Origin of the sequence: Phocaeicola dorei, assembly GCF_013009555.1 — a bacterium.
GTDB lineage: Bacteria > Bacteroidota > Bacteroidia > Bacteroidales > Bacteroidaceae > Phocaeicola > Phocaeicola dorei.
Window position 1 is genome coordinate 1,140,332 of record NZ_CP046176.1, and the last position, 16,321, is coordinate 1,156,652.

A 16,321-nucleotide genomic window follows, 5' to 3' on the forward strand; every position below is an offset into this window, starting at 1 on the left:
TGTTGTTATTCTGAAGGTTAGTAAAGAATGACAGGCAATCATAATTCGTAATTTATAATTAAAGATATATGTTCGATAATTTAAGTGAGAGACTGGAACGGTCTTTTAAGATTCTGAAAGGTGAGGGAAAAATCACCGAGATTAATGTAGCGGAAACGTTGAAGGATGTGCGTAAAGCTTTGTTGGATGCTGACGTGAACTATAAGGTCGCCAAAGGCTTTACTGATACAGTGAAAGAAAAAGCTTTAGGGCAGAATGTGCTTACGGCTGTGAAGCCCAGCCAGTTGATGGTAAAGATTGTACATGATGAACTGACCGCATTGATGGGTGGTGAAACTGCCGAATTGGTGTTGGAAGGTCGTCCGGCAGTTATCCTGATGTCAGGTCTGCAAGGTTCCGGTAAGACTACTTTCTCCGGTAAGCTGGCCCGTATGCTGAAAACCAAGAAGAACCGTAAGCCGCTGTTGGTGGCTTGTGACGTCTATCGTCCCGCTGCTATCGAACAGTTAAGAGTATTGGGAGAACAAATCGAGGTTCCTGTATATAGTGAGTTGGACAGCAAGAATCCGGTGCAGATTGCATTGAACGCTATTCATGAAGCAAAAGCGAAAGGGTATGATTTGGTCATTGTCGATACAGCCGGCCGTCTGGCTATCGATGAGCAGATGATGAACGAGATTGAGGCTATCAAGAAAGCGATAAATCCGGATGAAACTTTGTTTGTGGTCGATTCAATGACCGGTCAGGATGCGGTGAATACAGCTCGTGAGTTTAATGAACGTCTGGACTTTAACGGCGTCGTGCTGACCAAGTTGGATGGTGACACCCGTGGTGGTGCTGCTCTTTCTATCCGTACCGTGGTAAACAAGCCTATCAAGTTTGTGGGTACCGGCGAAAAGTTGGATGCTATCGACCAGTTCCATCCTGCACGTATGGCAGACCGTATTCTCGGCATGGGTGATATCGTGTCTTTGGTAGAGCGTGCGCAGGAGCAATATGACGAGGAAGAGGCAAAGCGTCTTCAGAAGAAGATTGCCAAGAATCAGTTCGACTTTAATGATTTCTTGAGCCAGATTCATCAGATTAAGAAGATGGGTAATTTGAAAGAACTTGCATCCATGATTCCGGGTGTGGGGAAAGCTATCAAAGATATTGATATCGATGATAATGCGTTCAAGAGTATTGAAGCGATTATTTATTCCATGACTCCGCAGGAACGTACAAATCCTGAAATTCTGAACGGAACGCGCCGTACACGTATAGCCAAAGGTAGTGGAACCAGCATTCAGGAGGTAAACCGTCTGTTGAAACAGTTTGACCAGACTCGCAAGATGATGAAGATGGTGACCGGCAGTAAGATGGGTAAGATGATGCCGAAACTTAAAAAGTGATGCTTAAATAAACAGATAAGGGAGAAAGTGTGAAACTTTCTCCTTTTTTTATTATGCTGCATGGCTGATTTATACTACATTTGTTGCTCAATGAATAATTTATAAGTAAATAGATAGTATGCAACTAATTGATGGAAAAGCTATTTCGGAACTGGTGAAGCAGGAAATTGCTGCGGAAGTTGCCGAAATCGTGGCTAAAGGTGGCAAGCGTCCCCATTTAGCTGCAATTCTCGTCGGACACGACGGAGGAAGTGAAACATACGTAGCGGCCAAGGTAAAGGCTTGTGAGGTATGTGGTTTCAAATCCAGTCTGATTCGCTATGAAGCGGATGTGACGGAAGAAGAATTATTGGCAAAGGTCAGAGAACTGAATGAGGATGCTGACGTGGATGGTTTCATTGTACAGCTCCCTTTGCCGAAACATATTTCCGAGCAGAAAGTGATTGAAACCATTGACTATCGGAAAGATGTGGATGGTTTTCACCCTATCAATGTAGGCCGTATGTCCATTGGTCTTCCTTGCTATGTATCTGCTACTCCTAACGGTATTCTTGAATTGCTGAAGCGTTACAACATTGAAACCCAAGGAAAAAAATGTGTGGTATTGGGCCGCAGTAACATTGTAGGTAAGCCTATGGCAAGTCTGATGATGCAGAAAGCTTATCCGGGTGATGCCACTGTAACTGTTTGCCACAGCCGCAGCAAGGATTTGGTAAAAGAATGTCAGGAAGCTGACATTATCATTGCTGCACTGGGTCAGCCTAATTTTGTAAAGGCTGAGATGGTGAAAGAAGGTGCGGTCATTATTGATGTAGGTACTACCCGTGTGCCGGATGCTACAAAGAAATCCGGATTCAAACTGACCGGCGATGTGAAATTTGATGAAGTGGCTCCCAAATGTTCTTATATCACTCCGGTGCCGGGCGGTGTGGGGCCCATGACTATTGTATCTTTAATGAAGAATACGTTGCTGGCTGGAAAAAAGGTCATTTACAAGTAAGTGCCATGCGCTTTGCGAAGCTTGATGGATAAAAAAGAATGTGTCAAAAGTTTGGTAATGCTTACAGGATAAGCTGACCTGCTTTTGACACACTTGTTTTCATGAACAAAAGTTATGCCTGCTTTTCGGACTTACCTGTAAAATCATAAGGAAGGATTTTCGCTCTTAAAAGATTATTTTGTTCTTCGGAATGACTATATTTTCGGGAGTGTCTTTGATGTATAGGTCTTTCTCGCTGGGAAGTTCGGGACATTTATGCCCTCATGCTCTCACTGCATGTATAATAGGTTTATTATAAAAGATTTAGATGGTGAGGGTAAAAAATATTGCTCTCACTTATGCTCTTATGCCCTCATTATATTTTGAAGCTGAATTTTGCATAAGAGGCTTGAAAACAGTTATATATATTCTTTTTATAGGCTATTCCGTTTTGATGTAAAGTAGGCTATTTTTAGGCTTTTTTTCTTGTAAGAAGTGCGCATAGAGGATTTGTACCTTTATGGAATATGGCGGATTCCAGCTGTGGTAAAAAAGATCAGGTCATTTTTAAAAAAGATGACAAGCTTTTTTTAAAAGGCCGCCGTCTTTTTTAAAAACGTCTTGGTCTTTTTTTTAAATGTCCTTGTCTTTTGGACTGGCGGTTGGCATGCTTGCTGACGTAGTTTCTGTTGGGGTCATTGTCATCAATAAGGCATGTGTGTGATATATAAAGATTTGTTGCAAATGCTTGTAGACCCTCTTTCTAATTTTTATTTGTATTATTCGCTTGAAAAAAACGATGGTACTGCTGTTTCAGAACGGGTACAGGTTAGTGAAGCCTGTTGGCACAGTTCGGGGTTGCTCCTACGGAATTCAAGCGTATGAAAACTGTAAATTAGTGTAGAACTTTGTTCTTTACGAATTTTTTCCTATCTTGTACCCTTTAATATTAGAATAGATGAAACAGATCTTCATTCTTTTTTTGCTATGGTTTGGTTTGTCGCTATCGGCGCAAGATCAGATCTCTTTGTTGTTTGTCGGTGATTTGATGCAACATCAGGCTCAAATTGATGCAGCCAGGCAAGGAGACGGGTATAATTATAATGATTGTTTCCGTCATGTGAAGAAAGAAATAAGTGAGGCGGATATGGCTATAGGGAACTTGGAGGTGACATTGGGAGGAAAGCCTTATAGAGGGTATCCGGTGTTCAGTGCTCCGGACGAATATCTTTATGCCATAAAGGAAGCCGGATTTGATGTATTGCTGACCGCTAACAATCATTGTCTGGATAAGGGGAAACTGGGGCTGGAACGTACTATCCTGATGCTGGATTCTTTGAAAATACATCATGCTGGGACCTATAGGAACCCGGAAGAACGCCATAGGAACTACCCGTTATTGATTGAGAAAAATGGTTTTAGAATTGTATTGTTGAACTATACTTATGGAACGAATGGCTTTAAGACTGATGCTCCGAATATGGTTAATTATATTAATCGGGAACAGATAAAAAAAGATATTCTTGATGCGCGCAGGAAACTTCCTGATGTTATTATAGCCTGTATGCATTGGGGAGTGGAATATTGTTCGTTCCCTGAACGATCGGAGCGTGAACTGGCTGGCTGGTTGATTGGACAAGGAGTTGATCATGTAATAGGTTCGCATCCGCATGTACTCCAGCCTATGGAAATTGTAAAAGACTCCCGGACTCCTGCCCGGCATGTCATTGTTTATTCATTAGGTAATTTTATCTCAAATATGTCGAAAGAAAAAACGGATGGAGGAGCTATGGTGAGATTGAAGTTGCAACGGATTTTTCGAATAACTCGTTTAGCGAATTGTGAATATGCGTTGGTTTGGACTTCGAGACCAGTTTTAAGTAAAAAAAAGAACTTTGAATTATATCCTGTTACTTTTATAAATAAATCCATTCATAATGAGGAACTTAATGTGATGAAACGTTTCTTGAAAGGAACTGAGAATTTATTAGGGAAATCGAATGGAGGCATAAAAGAGTATTTTTTTGAATAATTTTTCCTCAAAAAGTTTGCGGATATAAAAAAAAACAGTACCTTTGCATCGCTTTCGAAAGGAAAGCCTAACATGGTGACTATAGTTCAGTCGGTTAGAGCGTCAGATTGTGGTTCTGAATGTCGTGGGTTCGAATCCCACTAGTCACCCTTTAACATATGAAAGGTTCTGTAAATCTAATGATTTATAGAACCTTTTTTCAGTTTTTATATCTATTAGTGTATTATCATGGTGATAAATTTAAAAGATAATAGCGAAAAGGATAAGTATATCTTGGAGTTGTTCCGGACATCTCCCAAGGAGGCTTTTCGTTTATTATTTGATGCTTATCACATGAAATTATGTATATATGCAGTGCAACTGACCGATTCTTTTGAGATGGCTGAAGATATTGTGCAGGATTTCTTTATCTATTTTTGGGAGAAGAAATATTACTTGAAAATAAATCAAAATCTTCGTTACTATCTTTATTTGTCTGTGCGGAATGCGGCAATCAATACTTTACAGAAAAATAACATGTTATCTATGGAGGAACTCTCAGGTCTTGATATGAGTATTCCTGAAGAGTCTATAGATGAAGAGGAGCAAGAGGAACGAAATAAGTTATTATTGGAAAAATTACAAAAATTACCTCGTCAGGAATTACAAGTAGTGAGAGCTGTCATTATGGAAAATAAGAAATATAAAGAAGCGGCTGAAGAACTCCATATTTCTGTGAATACCCTAAAAACTCATCTGACAAGAGCCTTGAGACAATTAAGAAAAGAATACAATCTACACTCACTGTTTTACTAAAATTAAATTTTTCTTCTTTTCCTGTCACCCATTTATTAATTTGGGCTCTCTTTTATTAAAAGAAAGTAATCGATGAACAAAGAGAATCCAAAAAAGAACAAAAAGTCTTTTGAGTATTATATAGCGCAGCGAAAAGAAGAATTTCGTTGTCAATATGATCATGAACGTTCATGGGAAAACCTGCAATACAAGCTTGAAAAAAGAAGGAAACGCCGTATCAGTTTATATTGTGTAGCGGCATCAGCGGCTCTTCTTTTTCTTATTTTAGGAATTAGTCATATATTCTCTCTCCACAATAACACGCAAAACAAGGAGGCTGTAGTGGCTGCTGTGATTTCATTTCCGGAAACAGGCAGCCGCAAGGCTATCCTTACTTTAGAGAATGGAGAAAAAGTGGACTTGTCTGTTAAAAAAGGTACTATTTCTAATGTAAATTCTACTGTAATCAATAATAATGCCAATCAATTATTGACTTATAGAAAAGTGGAAGAGGTTTCTTCAACTCCTCAGATTAATACACTGGCTATTCCAAGAGGAGGGGAATATCAGTTGATTTTATCGGATGGAACAAGGATATGGATGAATGCTGAAAGTCTTTTACGTTATCCAACTTCTTTCGTTGGAGAAAAAAGAGAAGTATTTCTAGAAGGGGAAGCTTTTTTTGAAGTGGCGAAAGATGCTAAACATCCTTTTATAGTTCATACAAACAGACATTCGGTGGAGGTACTTGGTACAAGTTTTAATATATCTGCTTATCCTGATTATAAGGTATATACAACTCTTGCAGAAGGGCGTATTAAAGTAAGTACAGCTAAAGTTTCGGTTGTGTTAAATCCTGACCAACAAGCGGTTATTGAACTGGATAATGATGATATAGTGACACGTGATGTGCCTGCTTATCTATTTACTTCTTGGGCGAAGGGAAATTATGAGTTTCGTAATACGTCTTTGTCTGAAATTGTTGCCCAACTGTCACGGTGGTATAATGTAGATATCTATTTTAAAAATGAATCTTTGAAAGATAAAAGATTTGCAGGTATCATCTTCAGGGATGAAGAGTTAAATTTTGCTATTGAAGTAATTGAGAGAGTGTCTAATGTACATTTTACCCGCGAAGGAGAAACGATTTACATTGAAGATAAGCACGAATGAGAAAGTAAAATGATAGGAGAGAATTGACTTTTTTTAATAATAAATCAACAAACAATTATGAGTACAAAACTTTTGAGCGAAACTATCTGTCGCAAAGGCCTCATGGTGAAATGCTTTGTTGCATTGATAGTATTTTGTTGTTCGGTGGGTGAAGCATTTGCCCAAACGGATACTAAAGTGACTATCAATGTGAACAATGTTTTAATCAGAACAGCCTTGGATCAACTGCAAAGGGAAGCAAAGATCCATTTTGTTTACGATGAAGAAAATATTGATTCAGGAAAACGGGTAAGTTTATTTTACACCAAAACTTCTTTGAATGCGGTTTTGGACGATTTTTGTAAACAGACTTCATTACGATATGAAGTAAAAAGAAATTTGATTCTTATTTTACCTTCAAAGGTTGAGAAAACAACCGGAAAACATGAACCCTTTTATATGACAGGTGTGGTTATGGATGAAACCGGAGAAAGTATTATTGGAGCTACCATTATGATTGGAGGTACAAGTCAGGGTACTGTAACCGATATAGATGGTCGGTATAGTTTGCGGGTTACTCCTGGTGATTTAGTGTCATTTACTTTTGTTGGAATGGCAGATAAAGTAGTCAAGGTACAAGCTGGTAAGAAAGTGGTGAATGTGAAAATGGAAACTAATGCCACTGCACTGGCGGATGTTGTAGTAACTGGCTATCAGACTTTGTCCAAAGAACGAGCAACAGGATCTTATTCTGTGATTTCAGAGAAAAGTACGAAGGGTAAACTGGAAACGGATGTGTTGTCACGTATTGAAGGATTGGTAGCAGGTATAAATAAAACTTCAAGCAACAGTAATGATGTTGTTATTCGTGGTATTACTACTTATATGGGAAATACAAAGCCATTGTATGTGGTTGATGGTATGCCTTATGAAGGTGATTTAGCATCAATAAATCCTACAGATGTACAAAATATAACAGTATTGAAGGATGCTGCTGCAAGTTCTATTTATGGTGCCCGTGCGGCTAATGGTGTAATTGTTATTACAACTAAACGTGGACAGGAAGGTAAAACTAAAGTAAGTTATAATGGTAGTATTAAGTTGTCTCCAAAACCGGATTTTGATTATTTGAATTTGATGAGTAGTTCCGAGCTGGTAGATATGCAGATTGAGGGGTTTGATTATTATCATACGGCTTATGAGAATTTGAATAAGCGTCAAGCTGTAAATCCGGTAGTTAGCTTATTGTATCAGCATGAACGAGGTCAACTGACAGATGGTCAATTGGCAGATGCTCTGTTACCTTATCGTACAAATGATAATCGTAAACAAATAGAAGATGAATTTGCGCGTGTAGGTATTGTTCATCAGCATAATTTAGCTATTTCTGGTGGATCTAATAAAAATCGATACATGGCTACTGTTAATTATATGGGTGATTATGGTAATCAAAAGTATCAAAGTAAAGATCGTATTGGATTTAGCCTAAAAGATGATGTGGATTTTTTTGATTGGTTATCGGCTGATTTTGGAGTTACAGGAAGCTTTTATCGTTCAAAGGGTGATAATGGAGCAGGTAGTTATAGCAGCTTGATGAGTAGTTATCCTAGTTATTATATGTTAAGGGATTTACAGGGAAATCCACTAGATTTTCAACGTACTAAATCAGATTATGAATTGCAACGTTTGCAAAGTATAGGTTTGATGGATGAAACATATAGTCCGATAAAGAATCGTGCAGAAGAAAGCTATCATAATAATTCCAATTATTATCGTTTGCATGCAGGATTGAAATTTAAAATTCTAGAAGGTCTTAATATTGATTTAAAATATCAGACAGAAGGGACTTATGATAAAAATCGTACTTTATATAGTAATATGTCATATAAAGTGCGTAATATGATAAATGATGCAGCTCAATATGATGCGGCAACAGGAAGCCTTACACTGAATGTCCCTAAAGGTGGCCAATTGGATGAAAGTCGTTATGAATCTTATTCGTATACAATGCGTGCTCAGGTGAACTTTAATCGTATATTGGGAAAACATGCTATATCTGCGTTGGGTGGTGCTGAACGTCGGTTGGTGCGTCGTACTGGTGCGCAGAATTATTATATGGGATATGATGATAATAGTTTGGGAGTAAAACCTATAAATCCGTTAGTTATGTCTCCTATTAATGGTACTGAAGCTTTGTTGGGGTCGTTTAATTGGGTCTATGGTGAATATAATGCATTGACTCATACAGAAGACCGATATGTTTCTTTTTATGCTAATGGTTCATATACATTTGACGAACGTTATTCATTAACTGGAAGTATTCGTATCGATCAATCTAATTTATTTGGTACTGATCCTAAATATCAGTATCGTCCGTTGTGGTCCGTTGGTGGTAGTTGGCAGATAGCTAATGAGCCTTTTATGGAAGATTGCACGTGGTTGAATCGTTTGAACTTGCGTATGACTTATGGTGTGGGTGGTAATGTTCCTAAAAATGCAGGACCGTATATGACTGTGGTTGATAGCGGATATAATGATTGGGTTGGAGATTTTGGTTCGTATATAAAGAATCCACCCAATTCTCAACTTCGTTGGGAGAAAACGGCTTCTACCAATGTGGGGCTTGATTTTTCTGTATTCAATTCTCGTTTAAGCGGTAGTATTGATTATTATTATAAGAAAACGACGGACTTGTTAGGAAATCGTAATGCGGATCCGACTTTAGGTTGGGCAAGTTTATTGCAAAATTATGGCTCGATGTTTAATAGAGGTGTAGAATTGTCATTACAGAGTGTAAATATTCAAAATAAGAATTTTACTTGGGGGACAAATTTAATGTTTAGTTATAATAAAAATGAATTGACTAATTTAGAAGGTACGAAAGAAACGGTTTTTTATTATAGTGCATATAATGTAGCAGCTGTTGGTTACCCTATTAATAGTGTCTTTAGTTATCGTTATGCAGGACTTAATCCGACAAATGGGAATGTGTTGGTGTATAATAAAGAAGGAGAAAAAGTTTCAAAAGTAAGTTCTATTGATGATATGGTGTATTCTGGAACTCGTACTCCAAAGTATACGGCATCATTGAAAAATTTCTTCTCTTATCGTGATTTTGATTTTTCATTTATGTTTGTATATTATGGTGGTCATGTGTTACGTGATGTTGTAGCTGGATATATGGGTGGTGCACCGAGTGCGAATCTTACTCGTAAGGCTTTAAACCATTGGAGGAAACCGGGGGATGAAAATATTCCAGGAGTAGCTCCGTCTTTCAATAGGAATATTTATTATACAGATGCTCAGACATGGTATTCGGCAGACATTCATGTAAAAAAGGCAGATTATATCAAATTGAGAGATATCTCATTGAGTTACAATTTGCCAAAGAATTGGTTGAGGAAATATTTTATAGAATCGGCCGCAGTGACTTGTCAAATTAGTAATGTGTGGTGGTGGGCTGCTAACGGAGATATTGATCCGGAAGCGTATACTACATCGGGGTATGGATGGGGAGCATTGACTCTTCCGAATCCTACTACTTATACAATTGGTTTGTCCCTTAATTTTTAAATGATTGAATAGATAAATATGAAATTATATAAATTTTTACTTTGTGCATGTTTGGCGTTACCTATAATGTCATGTGATGATTATTTGGATATACAACCTAAAGGGATTGTAATTCCGGAAAAGAGTGAAGACTATGAACGTTTATTGAATTATGCTCAATTGCTAAAAGCTTCAGAATCATATCCTAACTTTATGACAGATGATGTTTTCATGCCTTATGAAGATGATATGACTGGAGGATTTGTTTCTCTGGAGTTGCCGAACCAGCATTTATATGCGTTTAATAGTGAAATCTTTGGAGAAGGAGAGAGTGACGGTCTTTGGGAATACTCCTATAATCGTATTTATTATTATAACGTAGTTATTGATGATATAATGGGAGCTACTCAAGATACTGAAGAACATAAAAAGCAATTGAGGGCTGAAGCATTGGTTGGGCGTGCTTTTGAGTATTTGACTTTGGTTAATGCTTATGCTAATCATTACGATCCGTCGACTGCTGCTACAGATCCTGGCGTTCCATTGATGTTGGATAAAAATATCAATAAAACAAATTTGCAGCGCGCTACAGTGCAGGAAGTATATAATCAAATTAAGACAGATCTGGATGAGGCTGCTCCTAATTTACCGGAAAAACCGGTGTTGAATGCCTATCGTGCATCTAAGCCGGTGGGGTACGGGATGTTGGCACGTATGTATCTTTATATGGGAGATTACAAAAAAGCTTTGGAGAATGCGGTGATCTCATTACAGAATAATTCAACTTTGATGAGTCTTTTCCCGTATAAAGTAGTGGATCGTGATAAATATATTGGTAGGATCGATGTTCCGGATGGAGATGAGAATCCGGAAAATATTTATATTCGTTTGGCTCCATGGACTTTTGGATTTAGTGCTACTGCATATGCTTCTGAAGAATTGGCGTCCTTGTATGATCAGGAAAGGGATCAGCGTTATCTGTTGTATTTTACGAAATATTTAGGTGGAATAGATTTGGATTATCCTCTTTGGGCACCTTATATTTATGCCAACATGGCTATGTCTACTCCGGAAATGTATCTGATAGCAGCAGAGTGTGAAGCTCGTATAGGTAGTAAAGACAAAGCTATGGAATATATTAACACCTTGCGTGATAGTCGTATTATTGATAATGTACCTTTGGTTGCAAGTGATAACAAGGATGCATTGGTTAAAGTCTTGGAGGAAAGAAGACGGGAAATGCCTATGCTTGGCTGTACCCGCTTGATTGACTTGAAACGTTTGAATCGTGAACCTGAATTTGCAAAGACTATTGTGCATGAGGTGAATGGTGTAGAGTACAAATTGGAACCCAATAGTCCTAAATATATTTTGCCTATTCCACCCACTGTACTTCGTTTTAATCCTGATATGATTCCTAACATAAGATAAAAGATATTTTAATGAAAAAATTAACGATTATGATGGCAACAGCAGCATTATGCTGTTGCCTGGGTTCCTGCAACAGTGGAACTAAGCAAGAATTGGCGAATACTGTTCATTTGAAAGGTCAGTTGCTTGATATGGGTAGCCAGAATGTGCGTATGAGATTTGACGGAGCGGCATCTATGCTAGGCGATAGCCGGGATATTTTGTTGAAAACGGATGCTTCCGGTCATTTTGATACTACTTTTGTACTTAAAGAACCGACATATTATACTATCAGCCGCAACACATTGTATCTTACTCCAGGAGATGACATGACTATCAAAGTAACTCAGACAAATACAGAAGCGGAATTCTCGGGAATCGGAGCCGAAGCCAATAATTACATGAAGTTCCGTCTTTTCCCGAAAGGAGGTTCTTATCTGGAAGCCGGTGGTAACTTGCGTGGAGATTTTGTATCCACTAAAGCGTTGGTTGACAGCTTGGCCGCTATACGTATGCATACATTGGATACGTTAAGTAATGTGTCTGATGCATTTAAAAAGCTGGAAACAGCACGGATCAAAGCGGATATTATTAATAGTTATATCTGTTATGCAAGTTATTCAAGGATGTTTGCCGGAGTGAAGAATGAAGAAGAGATGCGGGCTAAATGGAATGAATTTAATGTTTCATTAACTCAGGATGTAACTCCGCTATATAAGGAGATTATGAATGAAGATATGCTGAATGTAGCTGTGGTGCGCGATGTTTTGTCTTATCAGGAAGATTCTACATTAGCTTCTCTTTGGTTTAAAGATATTTCCATTCCTGCGCGTACTACGGAATTATATGCTTGTGCTAAAATAGTTGATAATCTGAGAAATGAAGCTTCTGAACAGACTGTGAATGAGGCGAAGGCATTTTTGCAAACAGTGAAGAATGCTGATTTCGTGACAGAAATTGAAGGAAAGATTGTTCAAGCTTCCAAGTTGCTTCCCGGACAACCTGCCATTGATTTTGAGATGTTGGATGTGGAAGGCAATGTGAAGCATCTTGCAGATTTTAGGGGTAAGGTGATTTATATTGATTTATGGGCAACTTGGTGTGGTCCTTGCATTCAGGAATCTCCGGCATTTGAGGCTTTAGGTAAGAAATATGCGGGTAAGGATATTGTTTTTCTTCCGGTTTCTACAGATACTACAACGAAACCTTGGTTAAGGTACTTGGATGGACATAAGAAAGAATTGACTCAATATCATTCCAATGATGTTGCTTTAAAAGAAAGTTGGGCTATCATGTATATTCCTCGTTTTATTTTGATTGACAAGGATTTCAATATTGTGAATGCATACGCTCCACGTCCGTCAAGTGAAGAGATTGGTACTTTGATTGATTCTGTTCTTAATAAATAGTAAATTTATGATTTATAAAAAATATCTATTATTAGGCGTTTCTTTATGCATGTTAAATGCTTGCAATGAGTCTAAGTCTGTGTCTTTAGAGGGTAGTCTTGATGGAATACAGGCTGATTCTATCTATTTATATCAAGTGGACAATGAGCATTATGGTAGTGTGAAACTGATTAAATCTATTGCTGTTACCGATGGTAGATTTGCTTATCCCACTGATTCTATACAAGTCGGTCTTTATTGTTTCTCTTTGCAGAATATGGAGCGTGGGGAGTATTTACAGCAATACGCTAATTTGTTTTTGGAACCCAAATCCATGCAGCTTACCTTAGGCAAGGATAAGTATGACCAACTGAGTTTACATGCTACAGGGTCTGCATTGCAGGAGCAATACGAAGCTTTGCTAGAAGCGAAATATATAGCAGGTAATCGTACGGTTCTCGATTCTTTGGATCATATGTTCTATGCGGCTCGTGAAAAAGGAGATCGTGAGGAAATGGAGCGTATCCGGGAGGTTTCCAGTCCTTATTATGAGAGTGCCTCGGAACAGACCTGTAAACTGATAAATGAGGAAATTGCTAAAAATAAAGGCTCATACTTCGGTTTGTATCTTTATTATACCTATCGCTTCCAAAATCATACTTTTAATACAGTTAAAGAGATTGATGAGGCACGTAACTTCATAGGCGGTTTTGATGAGGTGTCCAAGCAAAGTGGTATATATGTAAAAATGCAAGAAGGTTTGGATAAATTTGCTAAGTGTGCTACCGGCAGTGTTGCTCCTGCTATAACAGGAATTGATTTGAAAGGAAATTCTGTCAGTTTGAACGATTTCAAGGGTAAATATGTTCTAGTCGATTTTTGGTTTGCCGGTTGTAGTTGGTGCCGTAAGGAAACTCCTTATCTGTTGAAGACGTACAATGCTTTCAAAGATAAAGGATTTACTATTTATGGTGTGTCTACAGACCGTCGTGAGGAAGATTGGAAAAAGGCTATTGAAGAAGACAAGAGCTATTGGAATCAGGTTCTGTTGCGGAAAGACGATGTGAAGGATGTGTTGGAATCATATTGTATTGTCGGTTTCCCACATATAATTTTAGTAGATCCGGAAGGTAAAATTGTAGCGAAGGAGTTGCGTGGAGATGATCTTTATAATACCGTCAAAAAGTTTGTAAACGGAGCAAAATAAAGAAATGTGTTTTTTAACAAATAAAGCAGTAGGCTGGGAATGTCCAGTCTACTGTTTTTTCTTTTATGAAATATGGAGCTTTTTGAAGGAATGATATTGTTTTATTATAGGTAGTGGTATTCCGTATTGTATTTATTTTTTAAATAAATCTAATGCATGACCCATATTTCTCTAATGTTTTCCTTTTAGAGAACTTATTCTCTGTCGGATAGGTTAAAAGTTTATCTTTGTACCATTATTCAGAAAAGAAATTTATTGATAAAATAGACATAAAAGGATCAAAACGTATAAGTATTGTAAGCGTACAATACTTTTAGGAGGTCTCGTTGGATGCTTGTGTTCAGATTTAAGGCGAGACCACCTTATTCTCGTAGAGAATTTAGATTTTAATTTAGATGATACTTGCTCGTGATGAGTAGGTATCATTTGTTTTTTAGTCTATTCTGTATGGAAATGGCTTGTAAGATTATACATAGAAGATAGAATAATTAGATCACTCTGCCGTTGAAATGGAGGATTTGAGCGGATTATTTTAATTATTGGAAGAATTGTTCTATCCTTTAAAGCATATTGCTTCTATCTTTGCCATACTGAGAAAAACATTAAATTACATTATTATGAAGAATTTTCTTATCTTATCTCTGTTGTTAGCCTTTTTGACTACGGAAGTATGTGCGCAGTGGAAACCGGCTGGTGACAAGATCAAAACACAGTGGGCAAATAAAATAAATACCTCTGCCGTATTGCCTGAATATCCACGTCCTATAATGGAACGTAATGAATGGAAGAACTTGAATGGTTTGTGGGAGTATGCTATCACCGATTTGGGAGGAAATGTTCCGGCGCATTTTGACGGGCAGATTTTGGTACCTTTTGCAGTGGAATCTTCTTTATCAGGTGTGGGACAAAGAGTCGGTGCAAAAAAGGAATTATGGTATTCCCGTTCATTTGAAGTGCCTGTTGCTTGGAAAAATAAAAATGTATTACTTCATTTCGGTGCTGTGGACTGGAAAGCAGATATTTGGGTAAATGATGTGAAGGTTGGTAGTCATACTGGTGGTTTTACTCCGTTTTCTTTTGATATCACTGCAGCGTTGTCTGGTAAGGGAAATAATAAATTAGTAGTAAAAGTTTGGGACCCTACGGATGAAGGGTATCAGCCTAGAGGTAAACAGGTAAATAATCCGGAGGGTATTTGGTATACTCCTGTGACTGGCATTTGGCAGACTGTTTGGCTGGAACCGGTTACTGCCAGGCATATTGAAGAACTTCGAATCACACCGGATATTGACCAACACTTACTGACTGTAAAAGCCCATTTGAATATGAGGGCACCTTCCGATCTGATTGAAGTAAACGTATATGACGGCAATCAGTTGGTTGCCACTGGGAAAAGTATTAATGATGAGGCTGTGGTCATACCTATGCCGGAAGATGCTAAATTATGGAGTCCTGATTTTCCTTTTTTGTATACTTTAAAGGTCATGTTGAAAAGCGGTAATAAAGTATTGGATCAGGTGAACAGTTATGCAGCTATGCGCAAATACTCTACGAAACGTGATGCTAATGGAATTGTACGTTTAGAACTGAATAACCAACCTTTGTTCCAGTTCGGACCATTGGATCAGGGATGGTGGCCTGATGGATTGTATACCGCTCCCACTGATGAGGCTTTAGTATATGATATACAAAAGACTAAAGACTTAGGATTCAATATGATACGTAAACATATTAAAGTGGAACCGGCCCGTTGGTATACTCATTGTGATCAATTGGGAATTATTGTGTGGCAGGATATGCCTAGCGGTGATCGTAATCCGGAGTGGCAGAACCGCAAATATTTTGAAGGTACGGAAAAAAAGCGTTCGGCGGTTTCTGAGGCTTGTTACCGTAAAGAATGGAAAGAAATTATGGATTGCTTGTATTCTTATCCATGTATCGGAACATGGGTTCCGTTCAATGAGGCATGGGGGCAATTCAAGACTCCGGAAATTGCAGAATGGACTAAAGAATATGATCCGACCCGTCTGGTAAATCCTGCAAGTGGAGGCAACCATTATACTTGTGGCGATATGCTTGACTTGCATAATTATCCTGCTCCCGAAATGTATCTGTATGATGCCCAGCGAGCGAATGTTTTGGGAGAGTACGGTGGTATCGGTTGGGTAGTGAAAAATCATATCTGGGAACCGGATCGTAACTGGGGATATATACAGTTTAATTCTTCCAAAGAGGTAACTGATGAGTATATAAAATATACAGATATGCTTTATGACCTGATAACCAGGGGATTCTCGGCGGCTGTTTATACTCAGACTACGGATGTGGAGGTGGAAGTGAACGGACTGATGACTTATGATCGTAAGGTGATTAAAGTAGATGAAAAACGAGTGAGAGAAGCCAACGCACGTATCTGTAAATCATTAAAGTAAAGAA

At 38.2% G+C, this 16,321-nt stretch carries 10 protein-coding genes and 1 tRNA gene; all 11 read left to right on the forward strand.

The annotated features are described in order from the left end of the window. Positions 1-68 precede the first annotated feature (68 nt). The 11 genes from ffh to GKD17_RS04415 all read left to right on the forward strand — a co-directional run bounded on the left by ffh (position 69) and on the right by GKD17_RS04415 (position 16,317). The gene (ffh, locus tag GKD17_RS04365; protein WP_007836927.1) at positions 69-1,391 is read left to right on the forward strand and encodes a signal recognition particle protein; all 1,323 of its coding nucleotides are present in this window, start codon (positions 69-71) and stop codon (positions 1,389-1,391) included. A 118-nt stretch (positions 1,392-1,509) separates the two neighbouring features. Beyond that, on the forward strand, positions 1,510-2,391 hold the full coding sequence (gene folD, locus GKD17_RS04370; RefSeq protein WP_007836928.1) for a bifunctional methylenetetrahydrofolate dehydrogenase/methenyltetrahydrofolate cyclohydrolase FolD: 882 nt from the start codon (positions 1,510-1,512) through the stop codon (positions 2,389-2,391). Between the two features lie 937 nt (positions 2,392-3,328). Continuing rightward, complete coding sequence (locus tag GKD17_RS04375) at positions 3,329-4,402, forward strand: CapA family protein (protein ID WP_007836941.1); 1,074 nt, start codon at positions 3,329-3,331, stop codon at positions 4,400-4,402. 75 nt (positions 4,403-4,477) lie between these two features. Then, positions 4,478-4,551, forward strand: a tRNA-His gene (locus GKD17_RS04380). Between the two features lie 79 nt (positions 4,552-4,630). Next, entirely contained in the window at positions 4,631-5,197 is a 567-nt protein-coding gene (locus tag GKD17_RS04385; protein ID WP_007836942.1) for a sigma-70 family RNA polymerase sigma factor, read from the forward strand. A 72-nt stretch (positions 5,198-5,269) separates the two neighbouring features. After that, complete coding sequence (locus tag GKD17_RS04390; RefSeq protein WP_007836943.1) at positions 5,270-6,349, forward strand: FecR family protein; 1,080 nt, start codon at positions 5,270-5,272, stop codon at positions 6,347-6,349. Positions 6,350-6,406: 57 nt separating this feature from the next. Further along, the gene (locus GKD17_RS04395) at positions 6,407-9,901 is read left to right on the forward strand and encodes a SusC/RagA family TonB-linked outer membrane protein (RefSeq protein WP_007836944.1); all 3,495 of its coding nucleotides are present in this window, start codon (positions 6,407-6,409) and stop codon (positions 9,899-9,901) included. 18 nt (positions 9,902-9,919) lie between these two features. Further along, complete coding sequence (locus GKD17_RS04400; RefSeq protein ID WP_007836945.1) at positions 9,920-11,311, forward strand: RagB/SusD family nutrient uptake outer membrane protein; 1,392 nt, start codon at positions 9,920-9,922, stop codon at positions 11,309-11,311. Positions 11,312-11,322: 11 nt separating this feature from the next. Continuing rightward, positions 11,323-12,699: a TlpA family protein disulfide reductase gene (locus GKD17_RS04405; RefSeq protein ID WP_007836946.1), complete on the forward strand. Its 1,377-nt coding sequence runs from the start codon at positions 11,323-11,325 to the stop codon at positions 12,697-12,699. Between the two features lie 7 nt (positions 12,700-12,706). Then, on the forward strand, positions 12,707-13,885 hold the full coding sequence (locus GKD17_RS04410; RefSeq protein WP_007844725.1) for a TlpA disulfide reductase family protein: 1,179 nt from the start codon (positions 12,707-12,709) through the stop codon (positions 13,883-13,885). Positions 13,886-14,502: 617 nt separating this feature from the next. Beyond that, complete coding sequence (locus GKD17_RS04415; RefSeq protein WP_007836948.1) at positions 14,503-16,317, forward strand: glycoside hydrolase family 2 protein; 1,815 nt, start codon at positions 14,503-14,505, stop codon at positions 16,315-16,317. Positions 16,318-16,321 lie beyond the last annotated feature (4 nt).

Bases quoted from the DNA above. Each gene is read 5' to 3' on its own strand.
- GKD17_RS04395 (WP_007836944.1), top strand. From the start codon at position 6,407: ATGAGTACAAAACTTTTGAGCGAAACTATCTGTCGCAAAGGCCTCATG.
- GKD17_RS04400 (WP_007836945.1), top strand. From the start codon at position 9,920: ATGAAATTATATAAATTTTTACTTTGTGCATGTTTGGCGTTACCTATA.
- GKD17_RS04375 (WP_007836941.1), top strand. From the start codon at position 3,329: ATGAAACAGATCTTCATTCTTTTTTTGCTATGGTTTGGTTTGTCGCTA.
- GKD17_RS04385 (WP_007836942.1), top strand. From the start codon at position 4,631: ATGGTGATAAATTTAAAAGATAATAGCGAAAAGGATAAGTATATCTTG.
- ffh (WP_007836927.1), top strand. From the start codon at position 69: ATGTTCGATAATTTAAGTGAGAGACTGGAACGGTCTTTTAAGATTCTG.
- folD (WP_007836928.1), top strand. From the start codon at position 1,510: ATGCAACTAATTGATGGAAAAGCTATTTCGGAACTGGTGAAGCAGGAA.
- GKD17_RS04405 (WP_007836946.1), top strand. From the start codon at position 11,323: ATGAAAAAATTAACGATTATGATGGCAACAGCAGCATTATGCTGTTGC.
- GKD17_RS04415 (WP_007836948.1), top strand. From the start codon at position 14,503: ATGAAGAATTTTCTTATCTTATCTCTGTTGTTAGCCTTTTTGACTACG.
- GKD17_RS04410 (WP_007844725.1), top strand. From the start codon at position 12,707: ATGATTTATAAAAAATATCTATTATTAGGCGTTTCTTTATGCATGTTA.
- GKD17_RS04390 (WP_007836943.1), top strand. From the start codon at position 5,270: ATGAACAAAGAGAATCCAAAAAAGAACAAAAAGTCTTTTGAGTATTAT.